At 72.3% G+C, this 19,919-nt stretch carries 19 protein-coding genes; 9 read left to right on the top strand and 10 right to left on the bottom strand.

Going from position 1 to position 19,919, the window contains the following annotated elements:
* Positions 1-46: 46 nt before the first annotated feature.
* A complete protein-coding gene (locus ABZS37_RS25070) occupies positions 47-796 on the bottom strand; it encodes a lytic polysaccharide monooxygenase (protein ID WP_355172701.1) in 750 nt (249 codons plus the stop codon).
* Between the two features lie 268 nt (positions 797-1,064).
* Here ABZS37_RS25070 and ABZS37_RS25065 point away from each other — a divergent pair, with 268 nt between their 5' ends.
* The 4 genes from ABZS37_RS25065 (at position 1,065) to ABZS37_RS25050 (ending at position 4,234) form a co-directional block, all read left to right on the top strand.
* The gene (locus tag ABZS37_RS25065) at positions 1,065-1,325 is read left to right on the top strand and encodes a Prokaryotic metallothionein (protein ID WP_355172699.1); all 261 of its coding nucleotides are present in this window, start codon (positions 1,065-1,067) and stop codon (positions 1,323-1,325) included.
* 228 nt (positions 1,326-1,553) lie between these two features.
* Positions 1,554-2,498 (top strand): DMT family transporter, encoded by a 945-nt coding sequence (locus ABZS37_RS25060; RefSeq protein WP_355172698.1) that lies wholly within the window; start codon positions 1,554-1,556, stop codon positions 2,496-2,498.
* 37 nt (positions 2,499-2,535) lie between these two features.
* Positions 2,536-2,991, top strand: a complete 456-nt coding sequence (locus ABZS37_RS25055; RefSeq protein ID WP_355172697.1) for a GNAT family N-acetyltransferase — start codon at positions 2,536-2,538, stop codon at positions 2,989-2,991.
* A gap of 118 nt (positions 2,992-3,109) precedes the next feature.
* Positions 3,110-4,234 (top strand): lytic polysaccharide monooxygenase, encoded by a 1,125-nt coding sequence (locus ABZS37_RS25050; protein WP_355172695.1) that lies wholly within the window; start codon positions 3,110-3,112, stop codon positions 4,232-4,234.
* Between the two features lie 183 nt (positions 4,235-4,417).
* On the opposite strand, the gene hemQ is transcribed toward ABZS37_RS25050, so the two are convergent.
* The 3 genes from hemQ to hemE are packed head-to-tail and all read right to left on the bottom strand — an operon-like array spanning position 4,418 to position 7,684.
* Entirely contained in the window at positions 4,418-5,119 is a 702-nt protein-coding gene (gene hemQ, locus ABZS37_RS25045; protein ID WP_355172693.1) for a hydrogen peroxide-dependent heme synthase, read from the bottom strand.
* On the bottom strand, positions 5,116-6,525 hold the full coding sequence (gene hemG, locus ABZS37_RS25040; RefSeq protein WP_355172691.1) for a protoporphyrinogen oxidase: 1,410 nt from the start codon (positions 6,523-6,525) through the stop codon (positions 5,116-5,118). Before hemG ends, hemQ begins: the two co-directional genes overlap by 4 nt.
* Before the next feature lie 7 nt (positions 6,526-6,532).
* Complete coding sequence (hemE, locus tag ABZS37_RS25035; RefSeq protein WP_355172689.1) at positions 6,533-7,684, bottom strand: uroporphyrinogen decarboxylase; 1,152 nt, start codon at positions 7,682-7,684, stop codon at positions 6,533-6,535.
* A 149-nt stretch (positions 7,685-7,833) separates the two neighbouring features.
* On the opposite strand from hemE, the gene ABZS37_RS25030 reads away from it, so the two are divergent.
* On the top strand, positions 7,834-8,406 hold the full coding sequence (locus tag ABZS37_RS25030; RefSeq protein WP_355172687.1) for a DUF3000 domain-containing protein: 573 nt from the start codon (positions 7,834-7,836) through the stop codon (positions 8,404-8,406).
* Positions 8,407-8,554: 148 nt separating this feature from the next.
* On the opposite strand, the gene ABZS37_RS25025 is transcribed toward ABZS37_RS25030, so the two are convergent.
* Both ABZS37_RS25025 and ABZS37_RS25020 read right to left on the bottom strand, forming a co-directional pair.
* Positions 8,555-9,514 carry a hypothetical protein gene (locus tag ABZS37_RS25025; RefSeq protein ID WP_355172685.1) on the bottom strand — a complete coding sequence of 320 codons (960 nt, stop codon included), beginning with the start codon at positions 9,512-9,514 and terminating at the stop codon, positions 8,555-8,557.
* 43 nt (positions 9,515-9,557) lie between these two features.
* Positions 9,558-10,952: a trypsin-like peptidase domain-containing protein gene (locus tag ABZS37_RS25020; protein ID WP_355172683.1), complete on the bottom strand. Its 1,395-nt coding sequence runs from the start codon at positions 10,950-10,952 to the stop codon at positions 9,558-9,560.
* 209 nt (positions 10,953-11,161) lie between these two features.
* On the opposite strand from ABZS37_RS25020, the gene ABZS37_RS25015 reads away from it, so the two are divergent.
* From ABZS37_RS25015 to ABZS37_RS25000, 4 genes are all read left to right on the top strand, one after another.
* Positions 11,162-12,499, top strand: a complete 1,338-nt coding sequence (locus ABZS37_RS25015) for a ribonuclease D (protein WP_355172681.1) — start codon at positions 11,162-11,164, stop codon at positions 12,497-12,499.
* Between the two features lie 183 nt (positions 12,500-12,682).
* On the top strand, positions 12,683-13,876 hold the full coding sequence (locus tag ABZS37_RS25010) for a thiolase family protein (RefSeq protein WP_355172679.1): 1,194 nt from the start codon (positions 12,683-12,685) through the stop codon (positions 13,874-13,876).
* Positions 13,873-15,975 (top strand): 3-hydroxyacyl-CoA dehydrogenase NAD-binding domain-containing protein, encoded by a 2,103-nt coding sequence (locus ABZS37_RS25005; protein WP_355172677.1) that lies wholly within the window; start codon positions 13,873-13,875, stop codon positions 15,973-15,975. The genes ABZS37_RS25010 and ABZS37_RS25005 overlap by 4 nt, the downstream gene beginning before the upstream one ends.
* Positions 15,976-16,147: 172 nt before the next feature.
* Positions 16,148-16,909 carry a hypothetical protein gene (locus ABZS37_RS25000; protein ID WP_355172675.1) on the top strand — a complete coding sequence of 254 codons (762 nt, stop codon included), beginning with the start codon at positions 16,148-16,150 and terminating at the stop codon, positions 16,907-16,909.
* Between the two features lie 63 nt (positions 16,910-16,972).
* Here the strand turns inward: ABZS37_RS25000 and ABZS37_RS24995 are convergent, their stop codons facing one another.
* From ABZS37_RS24995 to ABZS37_RS24980, 4 genes are all read right to left on the bottom strand, one after another.
* Positions 16,973-17,392 (bottom strand): VOC family protein, encoded by a 420-nt coding sequence (locus ABZS37_RS24995; protein WP_355172673.1) that lies wholly within the window; start codon positions 17,390-17,392, stop codon positions 16,973-16,975.
* Positions 17,389-17,796: a VOC family protein gene (locus ABZS37_RS24990; protein WP_355172671.1), complete on the bottom strand. Its 408-nt coding sequence runs from the start codon at positions 17,794-17,796 to the stop codon at positions 17,389-17,391. Before ABZS37_RS24990 ends, ABZS37_RS24995 begins: the two co-directional genes overlap by 4 nt.
* A 163-nt stretch (positions 17,797-17,959) precedes the next feature.
* Positions 17,960-19,111 carry a HAMP domain-containing sensor histidine kinase gene (locus ABZS37_RS24985; RefSeq protein WP_355172783.1) on the bottom strand — a complete coding sequence of 384 codons (1,152 nt, stop codon included), beginning with the start codon at positions 19,109-19,111 and terminating at the stop codon, positions 17,960-17,962.
* 67 nt (positions 19,112-19,178) lie between these two features.
* Positions 19,179-19,847, bottom strand: a complete 669-nt coding sequence (locus ABZS37_RS24980) for a response regulator transcription factor (RefSeq protein WP_124855556.1) — start codon at positions 19,845-19,847, stop codon at positions 19,179-19,181.
* Positions 19,848-19,919: the final 72 nt, after the last annotated feature.

The following is a 19,919-nucleotide window of genomic DNA, read 5'->3' as shown; positions in this document are numbered from 1 at the left end:
AGGGCGGCGACACGGGTGCGACCCGGGGAGGGCCGCACCCGTGCGGTCAGACCTGAAGCCAGAGCGCCGGTACGTTCGGCGGCTCCCACCCGGGGATCGCCGTGTGCGCCTGCCGGCAGCGGTACGTCTGCCCGCCGTAGGTGACCTGCTCGCCGACCTGGTACGCCCGGCCGGCCGTCCAACTACCACCCGGCGCGGGCGGAGTCGTCGGCGTGGTGGTCGGGGTAGGCCGTGGCGTGGGTGAGGCGGTCGGGGTCGGGGTGGGCGTGGGCACCGGCCCGCCTCCGCCGCCGATCTGCACGTCGATGCAGGAGTAGAAGGCGTTCGCCGTGTCGGAGATGTTCCACACCGCGAGGATCTTCTGCCGGCCGGAGAAGCCGCCGAGGTTGACGTTGTGCGAGACCGTGGCGCCCGGCTGCTGGTTGTTGCCGTTGACCACGCCGACCCGGGTGTTGCCGATCCAATACTCCCAGTTGCTGGTGGCGTGCCGGGCGGTGTTCACCCAGGTGAAGGTGAGCGAACTGCCGACCGACGTCGCCGGCCAGCCCCGGCTGTCGTCGTTGAGGACGGCGAACTGGGCGATTCCGGCGTTGCAGCTGCGCAGGCCCTTGGGCCCCTCGACGCTCTGCGGCTCGTACTTGATCTGCCCGCAGTCGGGCACCCGGCCCTGCGCGCAGAGCGCCTGGCGGCTGGGCGGGGCGGAGACGTAGCCGTGCGCCTGGGCCGGCGCGGCGACAGTGAGGGTGGCGGCGACGGCGCCCGCCGCCACCAGCGGGACGGTGATTCTTCGACGCATGGGGGGAGCTCCTTCTCCAGGTCCGGTGGTGCCCCTCAAGGTAATTTAAACTTTGTTTACAGTAAAGACCCCTATCGATAAATCCATCGATGGTGACGAGTTTTTTGTCCGGGCCGGAGCGGGCCGCCCTGGTCGGCGGATTCGGCGGCCCAACCGGCAACACGCCGAGCCGACACGCCGCCGGAACCCCTCGACACCGACATTCGCCCCCTGACCACCCGAAGTCAGAGGATTCTGTAGGCACATGTCCTGATACAGGGGGTTCTCGGTGGCAAACTGCGAGGTCTGCGGCAACGACTACTGGATGGCGTTCGAGGTGCACACCGTCAGCGGTGACGTGCACACCTTCGACTCGTTCGAATGCGCGATCCACCGGATGGCACCGATCTGCGAGCACTGCCAGGTCAAGATCGTCGGGCATGGCGTCGAGGTCAACGGCCGGTTCTTCTGCTGCGCACACTGCGCCCGCGCCGTCGAGGGCGCCGAGGGCGCCGAGATCCGCGACGCCGTCGGCGCACGCCCGGCCTGACCGCACGCCCGGCCTGACCGCATGCCCGGCCTGACCGCCCCCGCCTGACCGCGATTCTGCGGTACGGTCCTCCCCATGCGGCCATTCCAGGGCGTCCTGCCCCCGCCGCGCTCCTGAGCGGAGCGCCGCGCCTTTCGCCGAGCGGGTGACAGACCCGGCTCGGCCACCTTGCCGTACGCGCTCCGTCGACGTCGTCCCCGTCAACGGCTCACCCTTCGGAGCGCATCCGTGTCCACCTCCCGTACCGCGCGCCCGGCTGCCCCGGCACCGGCCGTCACCCAGGCCCGCACCGGCCTGATCCAGATCACCGTCACCGGCGTGCTGTGGGGCACCACCGGTGTGGCGGTGCAACTCCTGCGCGAGAGCACCGGGCTCAGCCCGGTGAGCATCGGCTTCCACCGCCTCGCGATCGCCGCGCTCGTGCTGCTGGCGTGCACCGCCGGCCGGCTCGGCACGATCCTGGCCGCCCTGCGCGCGGCGCCCGTACCGCTGCTGCTCACCGGCGTCGGCCTCGGCCTCTACCAGGCGCTCTACTTCGTCGCCGTGGCGTGGGCCGGCGTCGGCGTGGCCACCGTTGTCAGCCTGGGCCTGGCCCCGGTGCTCGCCGCGATCTGGGAGTCGGCGCGCGCCCGACGCATCCCCGGCCCGCTGCGACTCGGCACGCTGGTCGCGGCCGTGGCCGGTCTCGTCCTGATCACCAGCGCCACGGCAGATCCCAGCGCGGCGGCGCCCGCACCACTGCTCGGCCTGCTCGCGGCGGCCGGCTCCGGCCTCGGGTACGCGGTGACCACCCTGATCAGCCGACAGGTGTCGCAGCGCGCCGCGCCGATGACGCTGACCACCATCTCCACCACGGTCGGTGCGCTGACGCTCGCGCCGTTCGCCCTGGTCGCCGGGGTCGGTGTGCCGGTACGCCTCGACACCGTGGCACTGCTGCTGCACCTCGGCGTGGTCACCACCGCGGTGGCGTACGCGTTGTTCTACGCCGGGCTGCGCACCACCCCGGGCAGCGTCGCCGCCGTGCTGACCCTGCTCGAACCGCTCACCGCCGCGGCGCTGGCGGTGGCACTGCTGCACGAGCCGCTCCCGCTGCCGGTCATCGTCGGCGGCGTACTGCTGCTCACCGCCGTGGCCGCCACCTACCTGGCACCCGCCCCGCCGGACACACCGTGAACGGGCCCGGCCGGGCGAAACGGCCTACCATCGGCGGGTGCCCCAGCAGACCACCGAGATCCGTACGGCCTCCTTCGCCGACCTGGACGCCCGCACCTTCCACGATCTGCTCAAGCTGCGCATCGACGTGTTCGTGGTGGAGCAGCACTGCCCGTACCCGGAACTCGACGGGCGGGACGTGGAGCCGGGCACCCGACATCTCTGGCTGACCGACGGCGACGCGCCGCTGGCGTACCTGCGGATCCTGGCCGACCCGGACGGCACCGCCCGGATCGGCCGGGTGGTGGTGGCACCGGCGGCGCGCGGCGGCGGGCACGCCGGCCGGCTGATGACCGCGGCGCTGGAGGTGGTGGGCAACGGGCCCAGCGTGCTGGACGCCCAGTCGCATCTGGTCGCCTTCTACACACGGCACGGCTTCGCGGTCAGCGGCCCGGAGTACGTCGAGGACGGCATCCCGCACACGCCGATGCGGCGCGAAGCCATTGACGCCTGACGATCAATCTGGCAGGGTGCCGGGTAGAGCCATCGCGGGAGCCAGCGAGTAGGCACGGGAGTGGGCAACTCCCGGCGGTCCGGGTGTCGTCGTCCGACCTCATCCCCCCGGGGGCTCCATGTCCACTCTCACCCGATCACGACGCGTGCTCTGGTTGCTTGCCATCGCGGCGGCCATCACGCTCCTACTGACGACCGCGCTGAGCACCATGCTGGTCCGGCCTGCCTCCGCGCACGGGTCGGTCGTCGACCCGGCCTCGCGCAACTACAGCTGCTGGCAACGCTGGGGCAGCGACTTCCAGAACCCTCGGATGGCCACCGAGGACCCGATGTGCTGGCAGGCCTGGCAGGCCGACCCGAACGCCATGTGGAACTGGAACGGCCTGTTCCGCGAGGGTGTGGCCGGCAACCACCAGGGCGCCATCCCCAACGGCCAATTGTGCAGCGGCGGGCGCACCCAGAGCGGTCGCTACAACGCGCTGGACACCGTCGGCGCGTGGAAGACGACCTCGATCTCGAACAACTTCCGGGTCCGCTTCTTCGACCAGGCCAGCCACGGCGCCGACTACATCCGGGTGTACGTGACCAAGCAGGGCTTCAACGCGGCCACCCAGCCCCTGGGTTGGAATGACCTGGAGTTGGCCGGCCAGATCGGCAACACCCCGGCCTCGCAGTGGAACCCGGACACCGGCGGCGTCTCGATCCAGATCCCGGCCAGCGCGCCGGGACGCACCGGCCGGCACATCGTCTACACGATCTGGCAGGCCAGCCACCTGGACCAGTCGTACTACCTGTGCAGCGACGTCGACTTCGGCGGAACGGGCACGCCACCGCCCACCACCCCGCCGCCGACCACCCCGCCGCCCACGACTCCGCCACCCACGACTCCCCCGCCCACGACTCCCCCGCCGACCACGCCGCCGCCGACCACTCCGCCGGCCGGGGCCTGCACGGCGACGTACCAGGTCACCGGCCAGTGGGCCGGCGGCTTCCAGGCTGAGGTGAAGGTGACCGCTGGCGGTTCACCCACCCGAGGCTGGTCGGTGAGCTGGAACTACGGCAACGGCCAACAGGTCGCCTCGTCGTGGAACGCCACCGTCAGCACCAACGGCACGCAGGTCACCGCGCGCAACGTCAACTACAACGGCACCCTCGCCGCCGGAGCGAGCACCACGTTCGGTCTGCTCGGCTCATGGAACGGCAGCAACCCGGCTCCGCTGGTCTCCTGCACAACGACCAGTTGATCCCCGGCCGGTGCCGCGCCCGGGCGGGGGTGCGGCACCGGCCGGTGCGCCGTGCCCCACCCCCTCTGCCCCGCGATCTTGCACTTTCGGTCGGCCTATTGCGGCTTATGCCCTGTTCGTCAAGGCAGAAAGTGCAAGATCGCGCGCGTGGGGGCGTGGGGGCGTGGGGGCGTGGGCCCCGGGTCAGACCAGGCAGTTGACGATCTCGGCTACCGAGCGGCGGCGGCCCGTGTAGAACGGGACCTCCTCGCGGACATGGCGGCGGGCACTCGACGCGCGCAGGTCACGCATCAGGTCGACGATCCGGTGCAGCTCGTCGGCCTCGAAGGCGAGCATCCACTCGTAGTCGCCGAGCGCGAACGAGGCAACCGTGTTGGCCCGTACGTCCGGGTAGCCGCGGGCCATCTTCCCGTGCTCGGCCAGCATCTCGCGCCGCTCGGCGTCGGGCAGCAGGTACCACTCGTACGAGCGGATGAACGGGTAGACGCAGATGTAGGGGCGGGCCTCCTCGCCGGCCAGGAACGCCGGGATGTGGCTCTTGTTGAACTCAGCCGGCCGGTGCAGCGCCATCTGCGACCAGACCGGGGTCATCGCCCGACCCAGGGTGGTGCGGCGGAACCGCAGGTACGCGTCCTGCAGCGCGTCGCTGGACTCGGAGTGCCACCAGATCATCACGTCCGCGTCGGCGCGCAGGCCGGAGACGTCGTACACGCCCCGGACCACCACGTCCTTGCCGGCCAGCTCCTCGAAGAGGGACTCCACCTCACCGGTGACGTTGTCCCGCAGCGACGGCAGCGGTGCGCTGGCCCGGAACACCGACCACATGGTGTAGCGGACGCTGTCGTTCAGCTCCCGCAACCGGGCCGCGTTGGTCTGCTCGGTCATCTCGCCGATCCTCCCAGTGCTGTGATGATCTCGTCGGCCGCCGTCTCGCCGGAGCGGACGCAGACCGGAATGCCGACGCCGTCGTAGCCGGCGCCGGCAAGGACCAGGGTGGGGTGTTCTGCCCGCAGCGCCGTCCGTGCTGCGGCGAGCCGGTCGGCGTGCCCCGGGGTGTACTGGGGCAGCGCCCCGCCCCACCGCTGCACGTGCCCGTCGACCGGGGCGGGCAACGGTTCGCCGAGCACCGCCGAGAGCTCTCGGTGCACGGTGGCAGCCAGGTCGGCGTCCGGGCGTTGGAGCTGCGCCTCCTCGCCGTACCGGCCCACCGAGGCGCGCACCAACGCCAACCCGTCCGGCCGGCGCAGGTGCCCCCACTTGGTGGTGAAGAAGGTGGCCGCCTTGATCAGCAGCCCTTCGGTGCTCGGCACCAGGAAGCCGGACAGCTCGGGCAGTCGCGGCTGCGGCACCGCCAGGGTGACCAGCGCGACGCTCGCGTAGTCCAGCTCGCCGACACCCGCCGCGGTCGCCGGGGCCGGGCCCGCGAGCAGCCGGGCCGCCGGTCGGGCCGGCACCGCCAGCACCACGGCGTCCACGTCGATCATCTCCGGGGCCCGCGTCGGGCCGACGGTGAGCCGCCAACCCGTGTCGGTCGGGGTCAACTCGCGGACTGCGGCGTCCCGCCGTACCGTCGCGCCGCTGGCCGTCACCGCCGCCTCGACCAGGGTGCTGAGCCCACCGACCAGGGTGCCGAAGACCGGAGCGCCGGGCGCACGCGGCGCGGCGGCCTGCGCGGCCCGAACCGCGCCGACCAGCGTGTGCTCCACCCGGGCCGTGCGGGCCAGCGCCGGCATCGTCGTGACCAGGGAGAGATCGTCGGCACGGCCCGCGTACACGCCGCCCAGCATCGGGTCGACCAGCCGTTCGACCACCTCGTCACCGAAGCGGGACCGGACCAGCGCGCCCACCGAGACATCCGCGTCGGGCCCGACCAGCGGCCGGCCGTCGTCGGTGTCGGCGTCCGCGGCCGGGCGGGCGACCGTGGTCACCCGGTCCAGGTCCCCGGGTACGCCCACCAGAGTGCCGCCCGGGATGGGGCGCAGCCCTCCGTCGATGACCAGCGCGGCCTGCCCCACGGTGGGGTGCACGATCCGATCGGCCAGCCCGAGCCGGCGGACCAACGCCACCGCCGCGCTCTCGGCGCCCGTCGGGTCGCGCAGCAGGAACGACTCGGCGCCGAACTCCACCGGCTGGCCGGCCAGCTCGCCGGTGCGCAGCTTGCCGCCCAGCGCGCCGGACTGCTCGTACACCGTGATCTCGGTGCCGGCCGGTGCTCGGTCGCGCAACCGGACCGCGGCGGCCAGCCCGGCGATCCCGCCGCCGACCACCGCCACCCGCCAGGGCTGCCGCATTGCCGCCTCAGCCCTGGTCGGCCCGGCGGCTGGAAAGCTCGTGCACGAGTGCGACCACCCGGGTCAACACCTCCGGGTCGGTCTCCGGCAGCACGCCGTGGCCGAGGTTGAACACGTGCCCGGGGGCGGCCCTGCCCTGGTCCAGGATTCGGCGCACCTCGGCCTCCACCACCGGCCACGGCGCGAGCAGCACACACGGGTCCAGGTTGCCCTGCACCGCCTTGTCCGGGCCGATCCGGCCGGTGGCCACGTCCAGCGGGGTACGCCAGTCGACGCCGACCACGTCCGCGCCGGCCTCGCCCATCGCGCCGAGCAGTTCGGCGGTGCCCACCCCGAAGTGGATCCGCGGCACCTCGGCGTGCGACCGCTCCGGCTCGGCGCGTCTGTCGCCGCGCCCCGACCCGGAGCAGTCGTCGACCAGCCCGCTCAGCACGGCGGTCGAGTGCGGCAGCACGAAACGACGGTAGTCGGCCTCGGAGAGCGCGCCGGCCCACGAATCGAAGAGCTGCACGGCCGACACGCCGGCCTCGATCTGCACCCGCAGGAAGGCCAACGTCACCTCGGCCAGCCGGCCACAGAGCGTGTGCCACAGCTCCGGATCGCCGTACATCATCGCCTTGGTCTTCGCGTGGGTCCGCGACGGCCCGCCCTCGACCAGGTAGCTGGCCAGGGTGAACGGGGCACCGGCGAAGCCGATCAGCGGGGTGTCGCCCAGCTCGACCACCAACTGCCGGACGGCCTCATCCACGTACGAGACGTCGTCGCGGGTGATCGGGCGGATCCGCTCCACGTCGGCGGCGGTGCGGATCGGCTCGGCGACCACCGGCCCGGTGCCCGGCACGATGTCCAGGTCCACCCCGGCTGCGGCGACCGGCACCACGATGTCGCTGAACAGGATGGCCGCGTCCACCCCGTGCCGGCGCACCGGTTGGAGGGTGATCTCGGTGACCAGCTCTGGGCGACGGCAGGACTCCAGCATCGGCACGGTCGCTCGGATCTCCCGGTACTCGGGGAGCGAGCGGCCAGCCTGGCGCATGAACCAGACCGGGGTGTGCGGGACGGGCCGGCGTCGGCAGGCCCGGATGAAGGGCGAGTCGGCCGGTCCGCCGGGGCGGGGTTCTCCGTCTCGGGCAACAGTGCCCGTGGTGTCCGTGGTCATCGCCGCAATCGTGCCACGCCCACCACCTCCACCCGGGTGGGGGTGAGAGGAAGGGCACCGTTCCTTACGCCCGCATCGGAGCAGGCGCCCCTTGGTGAGCGTCGGCGCGCCGCCGAAGCGGGGGCCGGGCGTCGGCATAGGCTGCCGACATGGCCCCCCCGATCGCGCTCCCGGAGACGTTCGCCCGCGCGGTCGCCGGCCTGCAGTCGGCGGCGCCCCGGCCGGAGATCACCCTGGAGGAGGTCGGCGCCCCCCAGCGGTTGGCCCCGTACACGTTCGCGCTCTCCGCGACCGTGCTGCGCGACGGCGACGAGGTGGCCTCCGGCCGGCTGATCCTGCTGCACGACCCGGTCGGTCACGAGGCGTGGCAGGGCACCCTGCGGCTGGTCACCTACGTGACCGCCGAGTTGGAGGTCGACCTGGCCGCCGACCCGCTGCTGCCCGGGGTCGGCTGGACGTGGCTGACTGACGCGTTGGACGCCCAGGACGCCGGCCACCGGGCGATCGGCGGGACGGTGACACAGACCATGTCGACCCGGTTCGGTGACCTTGCCGGCCCACCGACCATCGGCGACATCGAGATCCGCGCCTCCTGGACGCCGGTCGACGACGACCTGACCCCACACCTGCTCGGCTGGTGCGCGCTGCTCGCCTCCACGGCCGGCCTGCCCCCACCCGGTGTCACGGCCCTGTCCGACCGCCGCCCCGCCGGCGCCGCCTAACTCCACCAAGCCCCGTCCCGCCCAACTCCCCGCTGCGTCGATCATGGAGTCGTGGTGGGCGACGCGTCCCCATTCGCGGCTTTCGCGTACCACCACAACTCCATGATCGACCCCGGCGGGGGTTGAGCGGAGGGGGAGGCGGGACGGCTTACAGGTAGTCCTCTGCCTCGTTGCAGACCTTGTCGAGACCCTTCATCGCCGTGTCGTAGGCGCCCTTGTTGCCGGCCGCCGCAGCGCCGAGCGCAGTGGTCAGCTTGTCCAGGCAGCTCGCGATGACCTTCTTCTGCCGGGTCTGTTCGTCACGGTCGTTGCGCGTACCGGTCAGGTCCTGCTCGGTGTTGTCGAGCTTGGCCTGCATGGCCTGCAGGTCGGTCCTCAGCTTCGCGATCTCCGTGGTGTTGGTGGCGATGGTGTCGTCGCGCTGGCTGACCTGAGCGGTGAGACGCTTTTCGGTGCGGTTCAGCTGGTCGTTCTTCGTCACGAACAGCACCGTCATCACCCCGCTGATAACGAAGAACAGCGCGGCCACCAGGATCAGCCCCAGCACGAGACGACCCCGACCGGCGGGCTGCACACCGGGCGGGCCGTACGGCGGCGGCGCCATCCCGGGCGGAGCGGACATCGGCTGGCCGTAGCCGGGACCAAAGGTCGGCGGCGCGGAGGTCGGCTGCCCGTAGCCCGGCCCGGAGGTCGGCGGCGCGGAGGTCGGCTGCCCATAGCCCGGGCCGGACGTCGGCGGCGCGTAGCCAGGGCCGGACGTCGGCTGCCCATAGCCCGGGCCGGACGTCGGCTGCCCATAGCCAGGGCCGGACGTCGGCTGCCCGTAGCCCGAGCCGGCGTACGGCGGGGTGCTGGCCGGGTGGCCCGGCGCGCCCTGCGGAACGCCGTACTGCGGCGGCACGGGAGTGGGCGCAGCGTACTGCGGCGCGGCCTGGCCGGGGGCGTACGCCTGCGGCGCGGGCTGGCCGACCGGGTGCCGCACGGTCGGGTCGGTGCTGCTCGGCTGCGGCACGGCCTGCTGCGGCACCGTCGGGTCGGTGCTGCTCGGCTGCGGCACGGTTGGGTCGGCGTCGGACGGCGTCGGGGAGACCGGCGGTGGTTGGTTCATCTTCTCGCTCCTACAGGTGGGCAGGTCCGCGTCGGCAGACTGCTCAGCAGATCTTGAAACCGTCGCAGGCGACCTTGATCGGCACGGCCAGTCCGATGCCCTCGGCGTTGCGCGCCTTGGCGGTGGCGATTCCGACCACCTGCTTACTGCCGTTGATCACCGGCCCGCCGGAGTTGCCCGGGTTGATGGGAGCGTCGAACTGGAGGGCCTGCCCGGACCCGCCCTGGGCCGGGCGCAACGCGCTCACCACGCCGGTGGTGACGCTGTCCTCCAGGCCGAGCGGGGCGCCGACGACGACGATCTGCTGACCGGACTTCGCAGCGGCGGGAGCGCTGACCAGGCCGGTGAACTTGCCGCTGGTACGCAGATGGGCCACATCGTTGGTCTTGTCCACCTTGACGATGGTCGCTGGAAAGCGCTGGTCGCTACGCTCCAGGAAGACCTCGCGGCCGCCGCCGTCCCAGACCGCCTCGACCACGTGAAAATTGGTGAAGAGGTTGGTCCCGCCGCCCGTCGCCGGCTTGCCCACCGCGAACGCGGTGCCGGTGAACTGGCCGGCCCGGACCCGGAACACGCTGGGCAGCACCGCACTGGCCACCGCCTCCGGGTTGAACGCGGCGCCGGCCTGCTTCTCCAACGCCTGCGCGCGCTTGTCCAGGCTGTCGAGGCGGGTGCCGTCGCCGTCCTGGGCCTGCGCCAACCGTCGATCGGTGTCGGCGAGCCGGTCCCCGAGCCGGTCGAGCTGGTACGCCTGGAGCCCGGTCACCGCGGCGAGCACGACGACGGCCAGGGTGGCGAGCACGGCCGGCCAGCGGCGGCGGGTGGGTCGGGCCGCCTGCTGCGGTGCGGCGGACGGCCAGCCGGGTTGTGCGGGACCGCCGAGGTGTCCGGCGGTCAGCGAAGGCGGGACGCTGGCCGGACCACCGGTTGACGGGTAGGCCGCGCCCGGGAGAGCCGGTGTGGCCGGGGAGTAGCCAGCGTGGCCCACAGCAGCCGTCGGAGCGCCCGCGCCGTACGGCCCGACGGTGCCCGGAACGGCGCCGCCGTACGAGCTGGCAGGCGGGTTTCCGTACGGCGCGACCGGCGCGGTGCCGTGCGGCACGGCCGGCGCGGTGCCGTACTGCGCGACCGGCGCGGTGCCATGCGGCGCGACCGGCGCGGTGCCATGCGGCGCGACCGGCGCGGTGCCATGCGGCGCGACCGGCGCGGTGCCCCACTGGCCGGGGTGGGACGGGGCGGGGCGGTCGGCGCGAGGTGCCGGGACTGGCCGGGACGGGTCGGTGCCCCCGGCCGACGGCGTGGGCCAGGTCGATCCGGCGCCCGGGTAGGGCTCGATGCGCGGTGGGAGCGGCCCGGGTCGGTCCGCCAACGGCCCGCTCACCTCGTCGGGCTCGGCGCCCGCCGGTCGCCCGTCCCCCGAACCGTAGCCAGCCGTCATGATCGCAGTGCCTCTCCCCGTGGTTTCACGCGGCGCCGCAACTCGTGTGTCATCTGTTGCGGGACCGCGGTGCCGATGGACCGTACCTGCGCGAACGGGCTTTGTCTCCCCCAATGTCCGGCATCCGGAAGGACACCTTGCGGACACCTGACCGACACACCCCGGACCGGCTGCACCCGCCGGATCACCGCGCGCACTAGGGTTGGCAGGTGACCGACGAACCACCCCTGCGCCGTCGGCCCACCGAGGAACTTCCGGGCAACGCACCCCACCACCCGCCGTCGGCCCAGCCGCAGCCGGCGGGCGGGGTGGCCGACCCGGCCGACGGTGGGCCCGTTCCGCTGATCGCCCCGCGTGACGGCACCCCTGATACGGTGGCCGCTCCGGCCGAGCTCGCCGAGGTCGTGGCCCGCTTCGCGGCGGGCACCGGCCCGGTCGCCCTGGACGCCGAGCGGGCCTCCGGTTACCGCTACAGCCAACGGGCGTACCTGGTGCAACTGCGCCGGGCCGGCGCGGGCACAGCGCTGATCGACCCGCTGCCACTGCCCGACCTCAGTGCGCTGGACGCGGTGATCGGCGAGGCCGAGTGGGTGCTCCACGCGGCCAGCCAGGATCTGCCCTGCCTGGCGGAGGTGGGGCTGCGTCCGCGCCGGTTGTTCGACACGGAACTGGCTGCTCGGCTGGCCGGGTTCGAGCGGGTCGGGCTGGCCGCGCTGACCGAGCAGTTGCTCGGGTTCACCCTGGAGAAGCACCACTCGGCGGCCGACTGGTCGAGCCGGCCGCTGCCCGAGTCGTGGCTGACGTACGCCGCTCTCGACGTGGAGCTGCTCACCGACCTGCGCGACGCGCTCGACGCCGAACTGACCCGGCAGGGCAAGTCGGCCTGGGCCGCGGAGGAGTTCGCGGCGCTGGTCCGCACCGGTGCACGCCCGCCGCGGGTCCGCGCGGAACCCTGGCGGCGTACCTCCGGCATCCACCGGCTGCGGGGGGCGCGGGCCCAGGCTCGCGTCCGCTCGATGTGGTACGCCCGGGACCAGATCGCGGCCCGGCGGGACGCCGCGCCCGGTCGGGTGTTGCCCGACTCGGCGATCATCGCTGCGGCCGAGTTGGACCCGAAGGACGAGAAGACCCTGCTGACCCTGCCCGGTTTCGGCGGTCGGTCGGTCCGTCGGTTGGCCCGCACCTGGCTCGCCGCTCTCGACGACGCCCGTCAACTGCCGGAGGATTCGCTGCCGGTCTCGCCGGCTGTGGAGGGTCCGCCACCGCCGCACCGGTGGGCCGAACGGGACCCGGTGGCGGCCGGTCGGCTGGCCCGCAGCCGGGAGGTGGTGATCCGCATCGCCGGGGAGCACAACCTGCCGCCGGAAAATCTGATCACCCCTGATTCGGTCCGCCGGCTGGCCTGGACTCCGCCGGAGGAGCTCACCGAGGAGACCGTGGCGGAGACCCTGCGCGGCTTCAACGCGCGCGAATGGCAGATCGCCCTCCTCACCCCGCACCTGACCCCGGCCCTGACCCCGGAATCCGCCACCCCTCCTCTTCCCTGACCGACCCGGGCCGTGCGGCCCGGGTCGGGCCTGGGGTGTGGGGTGGGCCACAACGGGGGGTGGGGCGGGGTTGGTTACTGGCGAGTAGCATTCGTTGGAACGTGCCCGTGTCGGCGACCTCATACGGTTCGGAGTGCCGCCTGCCGGCGCGAAGGCCGAATGACGGTCGAAAAGGAGGCTCAAGTGCCCCGTGAAGTTCGGGATGTCGTTTTCGTCGACGGCGTCCGTACCCCGTTCGGCAAGGCGGGTGGCATGTACGCCAACACCCGCGCCGACGATCTGGTGATCCGCTGCATCCGTGAACTGCTGCGACGCAACCCGCAGCTACCACCGGAGCGGGTCGAGGAGGTCGCCATCGCGGCCACCACGCAGATCGGCGACCAGGGCCTCACCATCGGGCGGACCGCCGCCCTGCTGGCGGGTCTACCCAAAACCGTTCCCGGCTTCGCCATCGACCGGATGTGCGCCGGCGCGATGACCGCGGTCACCACCGTGGCCAGCGGCATCGCCATGGGCGCGTACGACATCGCCATCGCCGGCGGCGTCGAGCACATGGGCCGCCACCCGATGGGTGAGGGCGTCGACCCCAACCCGCGCATCGTCGCGGAGAAGCTGGTCGACCCGTCCGCGCTGGTCATGGGCTCCACCGCGGAGAACCTGCACGATCTGGTCCCGCACATCACCAAGGCGCGCACCGACGCGTTCGCGCTGGCCTCGCAGCAGAAGACCGCCAAGGCCTACGCCAACGGCAAGCTCCAGGACGACCTGGTGTCGATGTCCATCCGTGACGCGGAGGGCGGCTGGGGTCTGGCCACCATCGACGAGGCCCCCCGGGACACGTCGCTGGAGAAGCTCGGCACCCTGAAGACGCCGTTCCGCCCGCACGGCAAGGTCACCGCGGGTAACGCGGCCGGCCTGAACGACGGCGCCACCGCGAGCCTGCTCGCTTCCGAGGACGTCGCTCGCGAGCTGGGCCTGCCGGTCGCCATGCGGCTGGTGTCGTTCGGTTTCGTCGGTGTGGAGCCCGAGGTGATGGGCATCGGCCCGATCCCGTCGACCGAGAAGGCCCTGCGCATCGCCGGGCTCAGCATCGACGACATCGGCCTGTTCGAGCTGAACGAGGCCTTCGCCGTGCAGGTGCTCGCCTTCCTCGACCACTTCGGCATCGCCGACGACGACCCGCGCGTCAACCCGTGGGGCGGCGCCATCGCCATCGGTCACCCGCTCGCCTCCTCCGGCGTACGGCTGATGACCCAGCTGGCCCGCCAGTTCGCCGAGCACCCCGAGGTCCGCTACGGCGTGACCGCCATGTGCATCGGCATCGGCATGGGCGGCACCGTGATCTGGGAGAACCCGCACTGGGAGGGAGCCAAGTGAGCGCTTTGGCCGCACCGAACGAGGTCGTCACCAAGGCGCTGCTGCGTCAGGTGAACGTACCGGGGCTGGACCGACCAGCCGCCCTGATCACGCTGGACAACGGTTTCGACCACACCAAGCCGAACACCTTCGGCCCGGGTGGGCTGACCAGCCTGGACGAGGCGATCACCGCTGCCCTGGCCGCCGACCCGGCGTTCATCGCGGTCACCGGCAAGCCGTACATCTTCTGCGTGGGCGCGGACATCGTCGGGCTGCCGCAGCTCGCCGACCGCGCGCAGGCGCTGGAGATCGGCCGGCTCGGCCACCGGGTCTTCGCCCGGCTCAAGGACAGCACCGTCCCCACCTTCGCGTTCGTCAACGGCGCGGCGATGGGCGGCGGCCTGGAGTTGGCGTTGCACTGCCACTACCGGACGCTCTCCGGTGGCGCGGCGGCGCTGGCCCTGCCCGAGGTCTCCCTCGGTCTGGTCCCGGGCTGGGGCGGTACGCAACTGCTGCCGAACCTGATCGGCATCCCCGCCGCCACCCAGGTGATCATTCAGAACCCGCTGATGCAGAACAAGATGCTCAAGCCGAAGCAGGCCGCCGAGCTGGGCATCGCGGACGTGCTGCTGGAGCCGGCCGACTTCCTGGAGCGTTCCCTGGAGTGGGCCGCCGGCGTGGTGCGGGGCCAGGTCACCGTGACCCGGCCCGAGGTCGACAAGGACATGTGGGCGGGCGTGCTCTACTTCGCCCGGCAGACCCTCGACCAGCGGCTGCACGGCGCGGTCCCGTCCGCGTACAAGGCCCTCGATCTGCTGGAGACGGCGAAGGACGGGGACTTCGCCGCCGGCACCGCCGCCGAGGACGAGGCCCTCGCGGACCTGGTCTTCTCCGAGGAGCTGCGCAGCGGCCTGTACGCCTTCGACCTGGTGCAGCGGCGGGCCAAGCGCCCGGCCGGCGCACCGGACAAGGGCCTGGCCCGCACGATCACCAAGGTCGGCATCGTCGGCGCTGGCCTGATGGCCAGCCAGCTGGCGTTGCTGTTCGCGCGTCGCCTCCAGGTGCCGGTCGTGATGACCGACCTGGACCAGTCCCGGGTGGACAAGGGCGTCGGCTACGTGCACACCCAGATCGAGAAGGCCGTCACCAAGGGCCGGATGGACAAGGGCACCGCCGCCAAGCTGTACGGCCTGGTCAGCGGCACGACGAAGGCAGAGGCCTTCGCCGCGTCGACGCCGGGCCAGCTCACTTCGTTCGCTGACTGTGACTTCGTCATCGAGGCGGTCTTCGAGGACCTGGGCGTCAAGAAGCAGGTCTGGGCCGAGCTGGAGAAGGTCGTTTCTCCGGAGGCGGTGCTCGCCACGAACACCAGCTCGCTCTCGATCACCGAGATGGCCGCGGAGATGGAGCACCCGGAGCGGGTGGTCGGCTTCCACTTCTTCAACCCGGTGGCGGTGCTGCCGCTGCTGGAGATCGTCCGCGGCGAGCGCACCGACGACGTCACGCTCGCGACCGCGTTCGCGGTGAGCAAGCAGCTCAAGAAGTCGTCGGTGCTGGTCAAGGATGCCCCGGCGTTCGTGGTGAACCGGCTGCTCACCCGGTTCCTGGGCACCGTCTTCGCCGCTGTCGACCAGGGCACCCCGCTGGACGTGGCGAACAGCGCACTGGACCCGCTGGGTCTGCCGATGCGCCCGCTCGCCCTGCTCCAGCTGGTCGGGCCGGCCGTCGCGTACCACGTGGGTGGCACCCTGCACGCGGCGTACCCGGACCGGTTCGGCGTCAGCGAGAACCTCAAGCGGATCGCCGACTCGGGCCAGCCGATCGTGGTCGACGACCAGATCAACGCCGACGTCGCCAAGCTGCTCGTGGTCGGTGACGAGCCGCTGACGGCCGAGCAGGTCCGGCAGAACGCGCTCGACGCGATGGCGCAGGAGATCCGGCTCATGCTGGACGAGGGCGTGGTCGCCGAGGCACAGGACATCGACCTGTGCATGATCCTCGGCGCTGGTTGGCCGTTCCACCTGGGCGGCGTCACGCCGTACCTGGACCGGACCGGCACCAGCGAGCGGGTCACCGGCAAGCGGTTCCTGCCGCTCGGGGCGGCGAGCCTGCCCGCCTGAGGAGATCGCAGCATCACCGTCGCGGTGGTCGGACCGTCCTTCGTGGGCGGGCCGGCCACCGCGACCGTTTGTGATCGGCCGACCGTCGAAAGGGGACGTGGGCAGGGACAACGTCGAAAGCTTCACCGGGTTAGGATCACGCGCTTTGCACACCCACCTTGGAGCTGACTGAATGTCCCAGCCACCGGCCAACCCCTACGGCCCGCCGCACGACTCCCCTACCCCGCCGCAGCAGCCGGGCCAGCCGCAGCAGGCCGGGGCCTGGGGGCCGCCGCAGCAGCAGGGATTCCCGCCCGCGCAGCAGGGTCAGCCGTACGGCGACCCGAGCATGCACGCCGGCCCGCCGCCCGCGAAGAAGTCGAATGTCGGCAAGATCGTGCTGATCGTGCTGTCCGTGGTGCTGGTGCTCTGCCTCGGCGGCGTGGCGATCACCTGGTTCGCCGTGAAGGACGACGTGGGCGACGTCGTCGACGCCACCAAGACCCGGGTGGTCGCGCCGGCCACCCTCGCCGGCCGGCCGAAGCTCACCGACCCGCAGCTGCAGGCGTCCGCCGACCAGTTGGTCACCGGGATGAAGGCGGAGGTGCAGAACGAGACCAGCACCGTCGGCGCCTTCTACGGCGACCGGACCAAGCAGGACCTCGTCATGATCGCCGCCGTGTCGGGCCTGCTGGCGGAACCGAAGAAGGAACTCGACGACGCCATCACCGGGCTCTCCACCGAGCTGGCGGTGACCAACATGGCGGCGGTCGAGGCAGGCCCCCTCGGCGGTGAGGCGAGCTGCGGCGACGGCAAGGCCGGGAGCGTGCCGCTGGGCATCTGCGTCTGGGCCGACCGGGGCAGCCTGGGCATGGTGGTGATGTACTTCAAGTCCGCCGACCAGGCGAAGGCCGAGTTCACCACGATCCGGGGCCAGGTCGAGCAGCGCTCCTGAGTCGTACCGACCGGGGCCCCGGCCACCCGAAGGTGGCCGGGGCCCCGTGCCGTACGCGGGCGGTCAGGCCGGTTCGCCAGCTCCCGCCGCGGCCCGCGCCGCCGCTGCCGCCGCACGCTCGGCCGCGTTGCCGAGCACGCAGAACTCGTTGCCCTCCGGGTCGGCGAGCACCACCCAACCCCCGCCGGTCGGGCCGACGTGATCGGCGACGTGCGCCGCACCGATGCCGAGCAGTCGCTCGACCTCCTCGGCCCGGGTTCGGTCGGCGGGCTGCACATCCAGGTGCAGCCGGTTCTTCACCGCCTTGCCCTCCGGCACGGCGATGAAGAGCACCTCCGGGCCGCCCGGCGGCAGGAGCATCGCCTCCGGGTCACCGGGGAAGTCGTCGGGCTGCCGAGGGCAGTCGAAGACCTGCGACCAGAAGCCGGCCAGGGCGTACGTGTCGTGGCAGTCGATGCTGATGTTGTGGATCGTCGAACTCACAGCTGGTCCTCCACAGTGGTGGTGGTGACACGCTCCCCGGCGCTGCGGACCACGCAGAACTCGTTCCCCTCCGGGTCGGCGAGCACCGCCCAGCCTGTGCCGTCGGCGTGCCGTCGGTCGGCAACCATGCTGGCCCCGAGGCCGAGCACCCGCTCGATCTCCTCGTCCCTGGTCCGGTCAACGGGTTCCAGGCAGATGTGGAGCCGGTTCTTGGTCACCTTGTCTTCCGGCACCGCTTGGAAGAACAGGTTCGGGGTGGCGTCGTCCGGCGGCAGCAGGGCCGCCTCCGGGTCACCCGGGGCGTCCTCGGAGTGCCGGGCGTACCCGAGCACCGCCGACCAGAAGCCGGCCAGGGCGTACGTGTCGTGACAGTCAAAACTGATGTTGCGGATCCGTGGATACACGGGTGTTCCCTCCGTGGTGCTGGATGGGGACGCTCCGCCTCCGGGGTCAGCCGGCCGAGACCCGGGGCGCGGAGTCACTGTTGGTGAACATCGACGCACCCCCCTTCGGTCATGAGCTGACGGCGTGATCTTGCCAGCGGGTGAGCGCCCCGCGCAACCCCGTTCAGCCGGCGGCGGGCGCCGCCTGGGCGTCCGCCGACGGCAGGGTGACCGTCACCTCCAGGCCACCACCGGACTGGGCGATCACCCGTACGGTGCCGCCGTGCGCGTTGCAGACCGCCCGGACGATGGACAGCCCCAGGCCGGAACCGCGGGCTCCGGTGCGTTCGCGGCCGCCGCGCTGGAACGGCTCGAACAGCCCTGGCACGTCGGTCTGGTCCACCTCGAAACCGGTGTTGCCCACCACCAGCCAGGATCGTTCGCCGTCGGTGCCCGTACGCACCCAGAGCCGGCCGTGCAGGTGGTTGTAGCGGACCGCGTTCTCGATGAGGTTGCCGGCCAGCCGGTCGAGCAGCCCCGGGTCGCCGACGACGGGCGCGGACTCCAGCGACGTCTGCACCCGCAGGCCGATCCGTTCCACCTCGCGGCGCATCGCCGACAGCGCGTTGGCGGTGCCGGCGGCGAGGTCACACTCGGTGCGCCGGCCCAGCCGCCGGCCGGCCTGCGCCTCGCTGCGGGCCAGCACCAGCAGCGCGTCCACCAGGCCATTGGCCCGTTCCGAGGCGTCGCGGACAACGGTCGCCATTCGGCGGTACTCGCCGGCGTCCGCGTCGTCGTCGCTGAGTGTCACGTCGATCTCGGTCCGCATCACGGCGAGCGGGGTACGCAGCTCGTGCGAGGCGTTCGCCACGAAGCGTTTCTGCGCCTCGAACGCGGACGCGATCCGGTCCAACATGGCGTCGAACGTCTTGGCCAGCTCGGCCACCTCGTCGTCGGCGCCCGAGTAGCCGATCCGCTGGTCCAGGGTCGCCTCGCCGAGCCGCTGCGCCGTCGCGGTGACCTGGTGCAGTGGGCGCAGCGCCCGACCGGCCACCGCGTACGCGCCGGCCACCCCGACCACGCTGATCGCCAGCAGCGCGACGAGGCCCTTGGCCAGCAGCTCCCCGGACGCGGCGTCGACCAGTTGCCGCTGCCACTGCCCGGCGTCCAGCGACCGACCGTCGGCGAGCACCACGGTCGTGCCGGGCAGCAACTCGTCGGTGGGTCGCAGCGCGTCACGGACGAGCAGCCAGGCCAGCAGCACGAGGATCGCCCCCGCGCCGATCAGCAGCACCCCGTTGAGCAGGGTCAGCCGCAACCGCAGGGTGGGCCGCATCCGGCGACTCACAGTACGACCTCGGTTCGCGACTGCGGGGCTCGCGAACCCGGCTCACTCCTCGCGCTCACGCGCCTACCTCGGCGGTGCGGTAACCCGCGCCGACCACCGTCTCGATCAGCGGCGGGTCACCGAGCTTCTTGCGCAACGTCATCACGGTGACCCGGACGATGGTGGTGAACGGGTCGGTGTTGGCGTCCCAGACCCGTTCCAGCAGCTCCTCGCTGGAGACCACCGCGCCGCGCGCCTTGAGCAGCTCGCTGAGCACCCCGAACTCCTTGTTGGTGAGGTCGACCGGCAGGCCGGCGCGGGTGGCCACCCGGCGGGCCGGGTCGAGCACCAGGTCGGCCAGTTCGAGCACGGGCGGTGCGGCCGGGGTGGCCCGCCGGCCCAGTGCCTGCACCCGGGCGACCAGCTCGTCGAAGGCGAACGGTTTGGGCAGGTAGTCGTCCGCGCCGAGCTGCAACCCCTCCACCCGGTCGGCCACCGTGCCGCTCGCGGTGAGCATCAGCACCCGGGTCAACGCACCGGAGGCGGCCAGGTCCGCGCAAATCTGGTCTCCGTGCACGCCCGGCAGGTCGCGGTCCAGCACCACCACGTCGTACCGGGTGACGAACGCCGCCTCGTGGCCGGCGTCGCCGTCGTACGCCACGTCGACGGCCATCCCCCGCTTGCGCAACCCGCGCGCGATCGCGTCGGCGAGGTTGCGCTCGTCCTCCACCACCAGTACCCGCATCCCGGCCTCCTCGCTGCTGACCACCGCCAACCTAGTGCCGGCTGGCAACCATCGTCCCTCGCCGCCCGCGTC

Origin of the sequence: Micromonospora sp. NPDC005413 (assembly GCF_040606435.1) — a bacterium.
In the GTDB taxonomy this organism is placed as follows: domain Bacteria; phylum Actinomycetota; class Actinomycetes; order Mycobacteriales; family Micromonosporaceae; genus Micromonospora.
Note: the sequence above shows the minus strand (reverse complement) of the source record. Positions and strands in the feature narration are given on the sequence as shown.

Bases quoted from the DNA above. Each gene is read 5' to 3' on its own strand.
- ABZS37_RS24985 (WP_355172783.1), bottom strand. From the start codon at position 19,111: ATGCGGCCCACCCTGCGGTTGCGGCTGACCCTGCTCAACGGGGTGCTG.
- hemG (WP_355172691.1), bottom strand. From the start codon at position 6,525: ATGCGGCAGCCCTGGCGGGTGGCGGTGGTCGGCGGCGGGATCGCCGGG.
- hemE (WP_355172689.1), bottom strand. From the start codon at position 7,684: ATGACCACGGACACCACGGGCACTGTTGCCCGAGACGGAGAACCCCGC.
- ABZS37_RS25025 (WP_355172685.1), bottom strand. From the start codon at position 9,514: ATGAACCAACCACCGCCGGTCTCCCCGACGCCGTCCGACGCCGACCCA.
- ABZS37_RS25070 (WP_355172701.1), bottom strand. From the start codon at position 796: ATGCGTCGAAGAATCACCGTCCCGCTGGTGGCGGCGGGCGCCGTCGCC.
- ABZS37_RS24980 (WP_124855556.1), bottom strand. From the start codon at position 19,847: ATGCGGGTACTGGTGGTGGAGGACGAGCGCAACCTCGCCGACGCGATC.
- ABZS37_RS25050 (WP_355172695.1), top strand. From the start codon at position 3,110: ATGTCCACTCTCACCCGATCACGACGCGTGCTCTGGTTGCTTGCCATC.
- ABZS37_RS25000 (WP_355172675.1), top strand. From the start codon at position 16,148: ATGTCCCAGCCACCGGCCAACCCCTACGGCCCGCCGCACGACTCCCCT.
- hemQ (WP_355172693.1), bottom strand. From the start codon at position 5,119: ATGACCGAGCAGACCAACGCGGCCCGGTTGCGGGAGCTGAACGACAGC.
- ABZS37_RS25020 (WP_355172683.1), bottom strand. From the start codon at position 10,952: ATGACGGCTGGCTACGGTTCGGGGGACGGGCGACCGGCGGGCGCCGAG.
- ABZS37_RS25030 (WP_355172687.1), top strand. From the start codon at position 7,834: ATGGCCCCCCCGATCGCGCTCCCGGAGACGTTCGCCCGCGCGGTCGCC.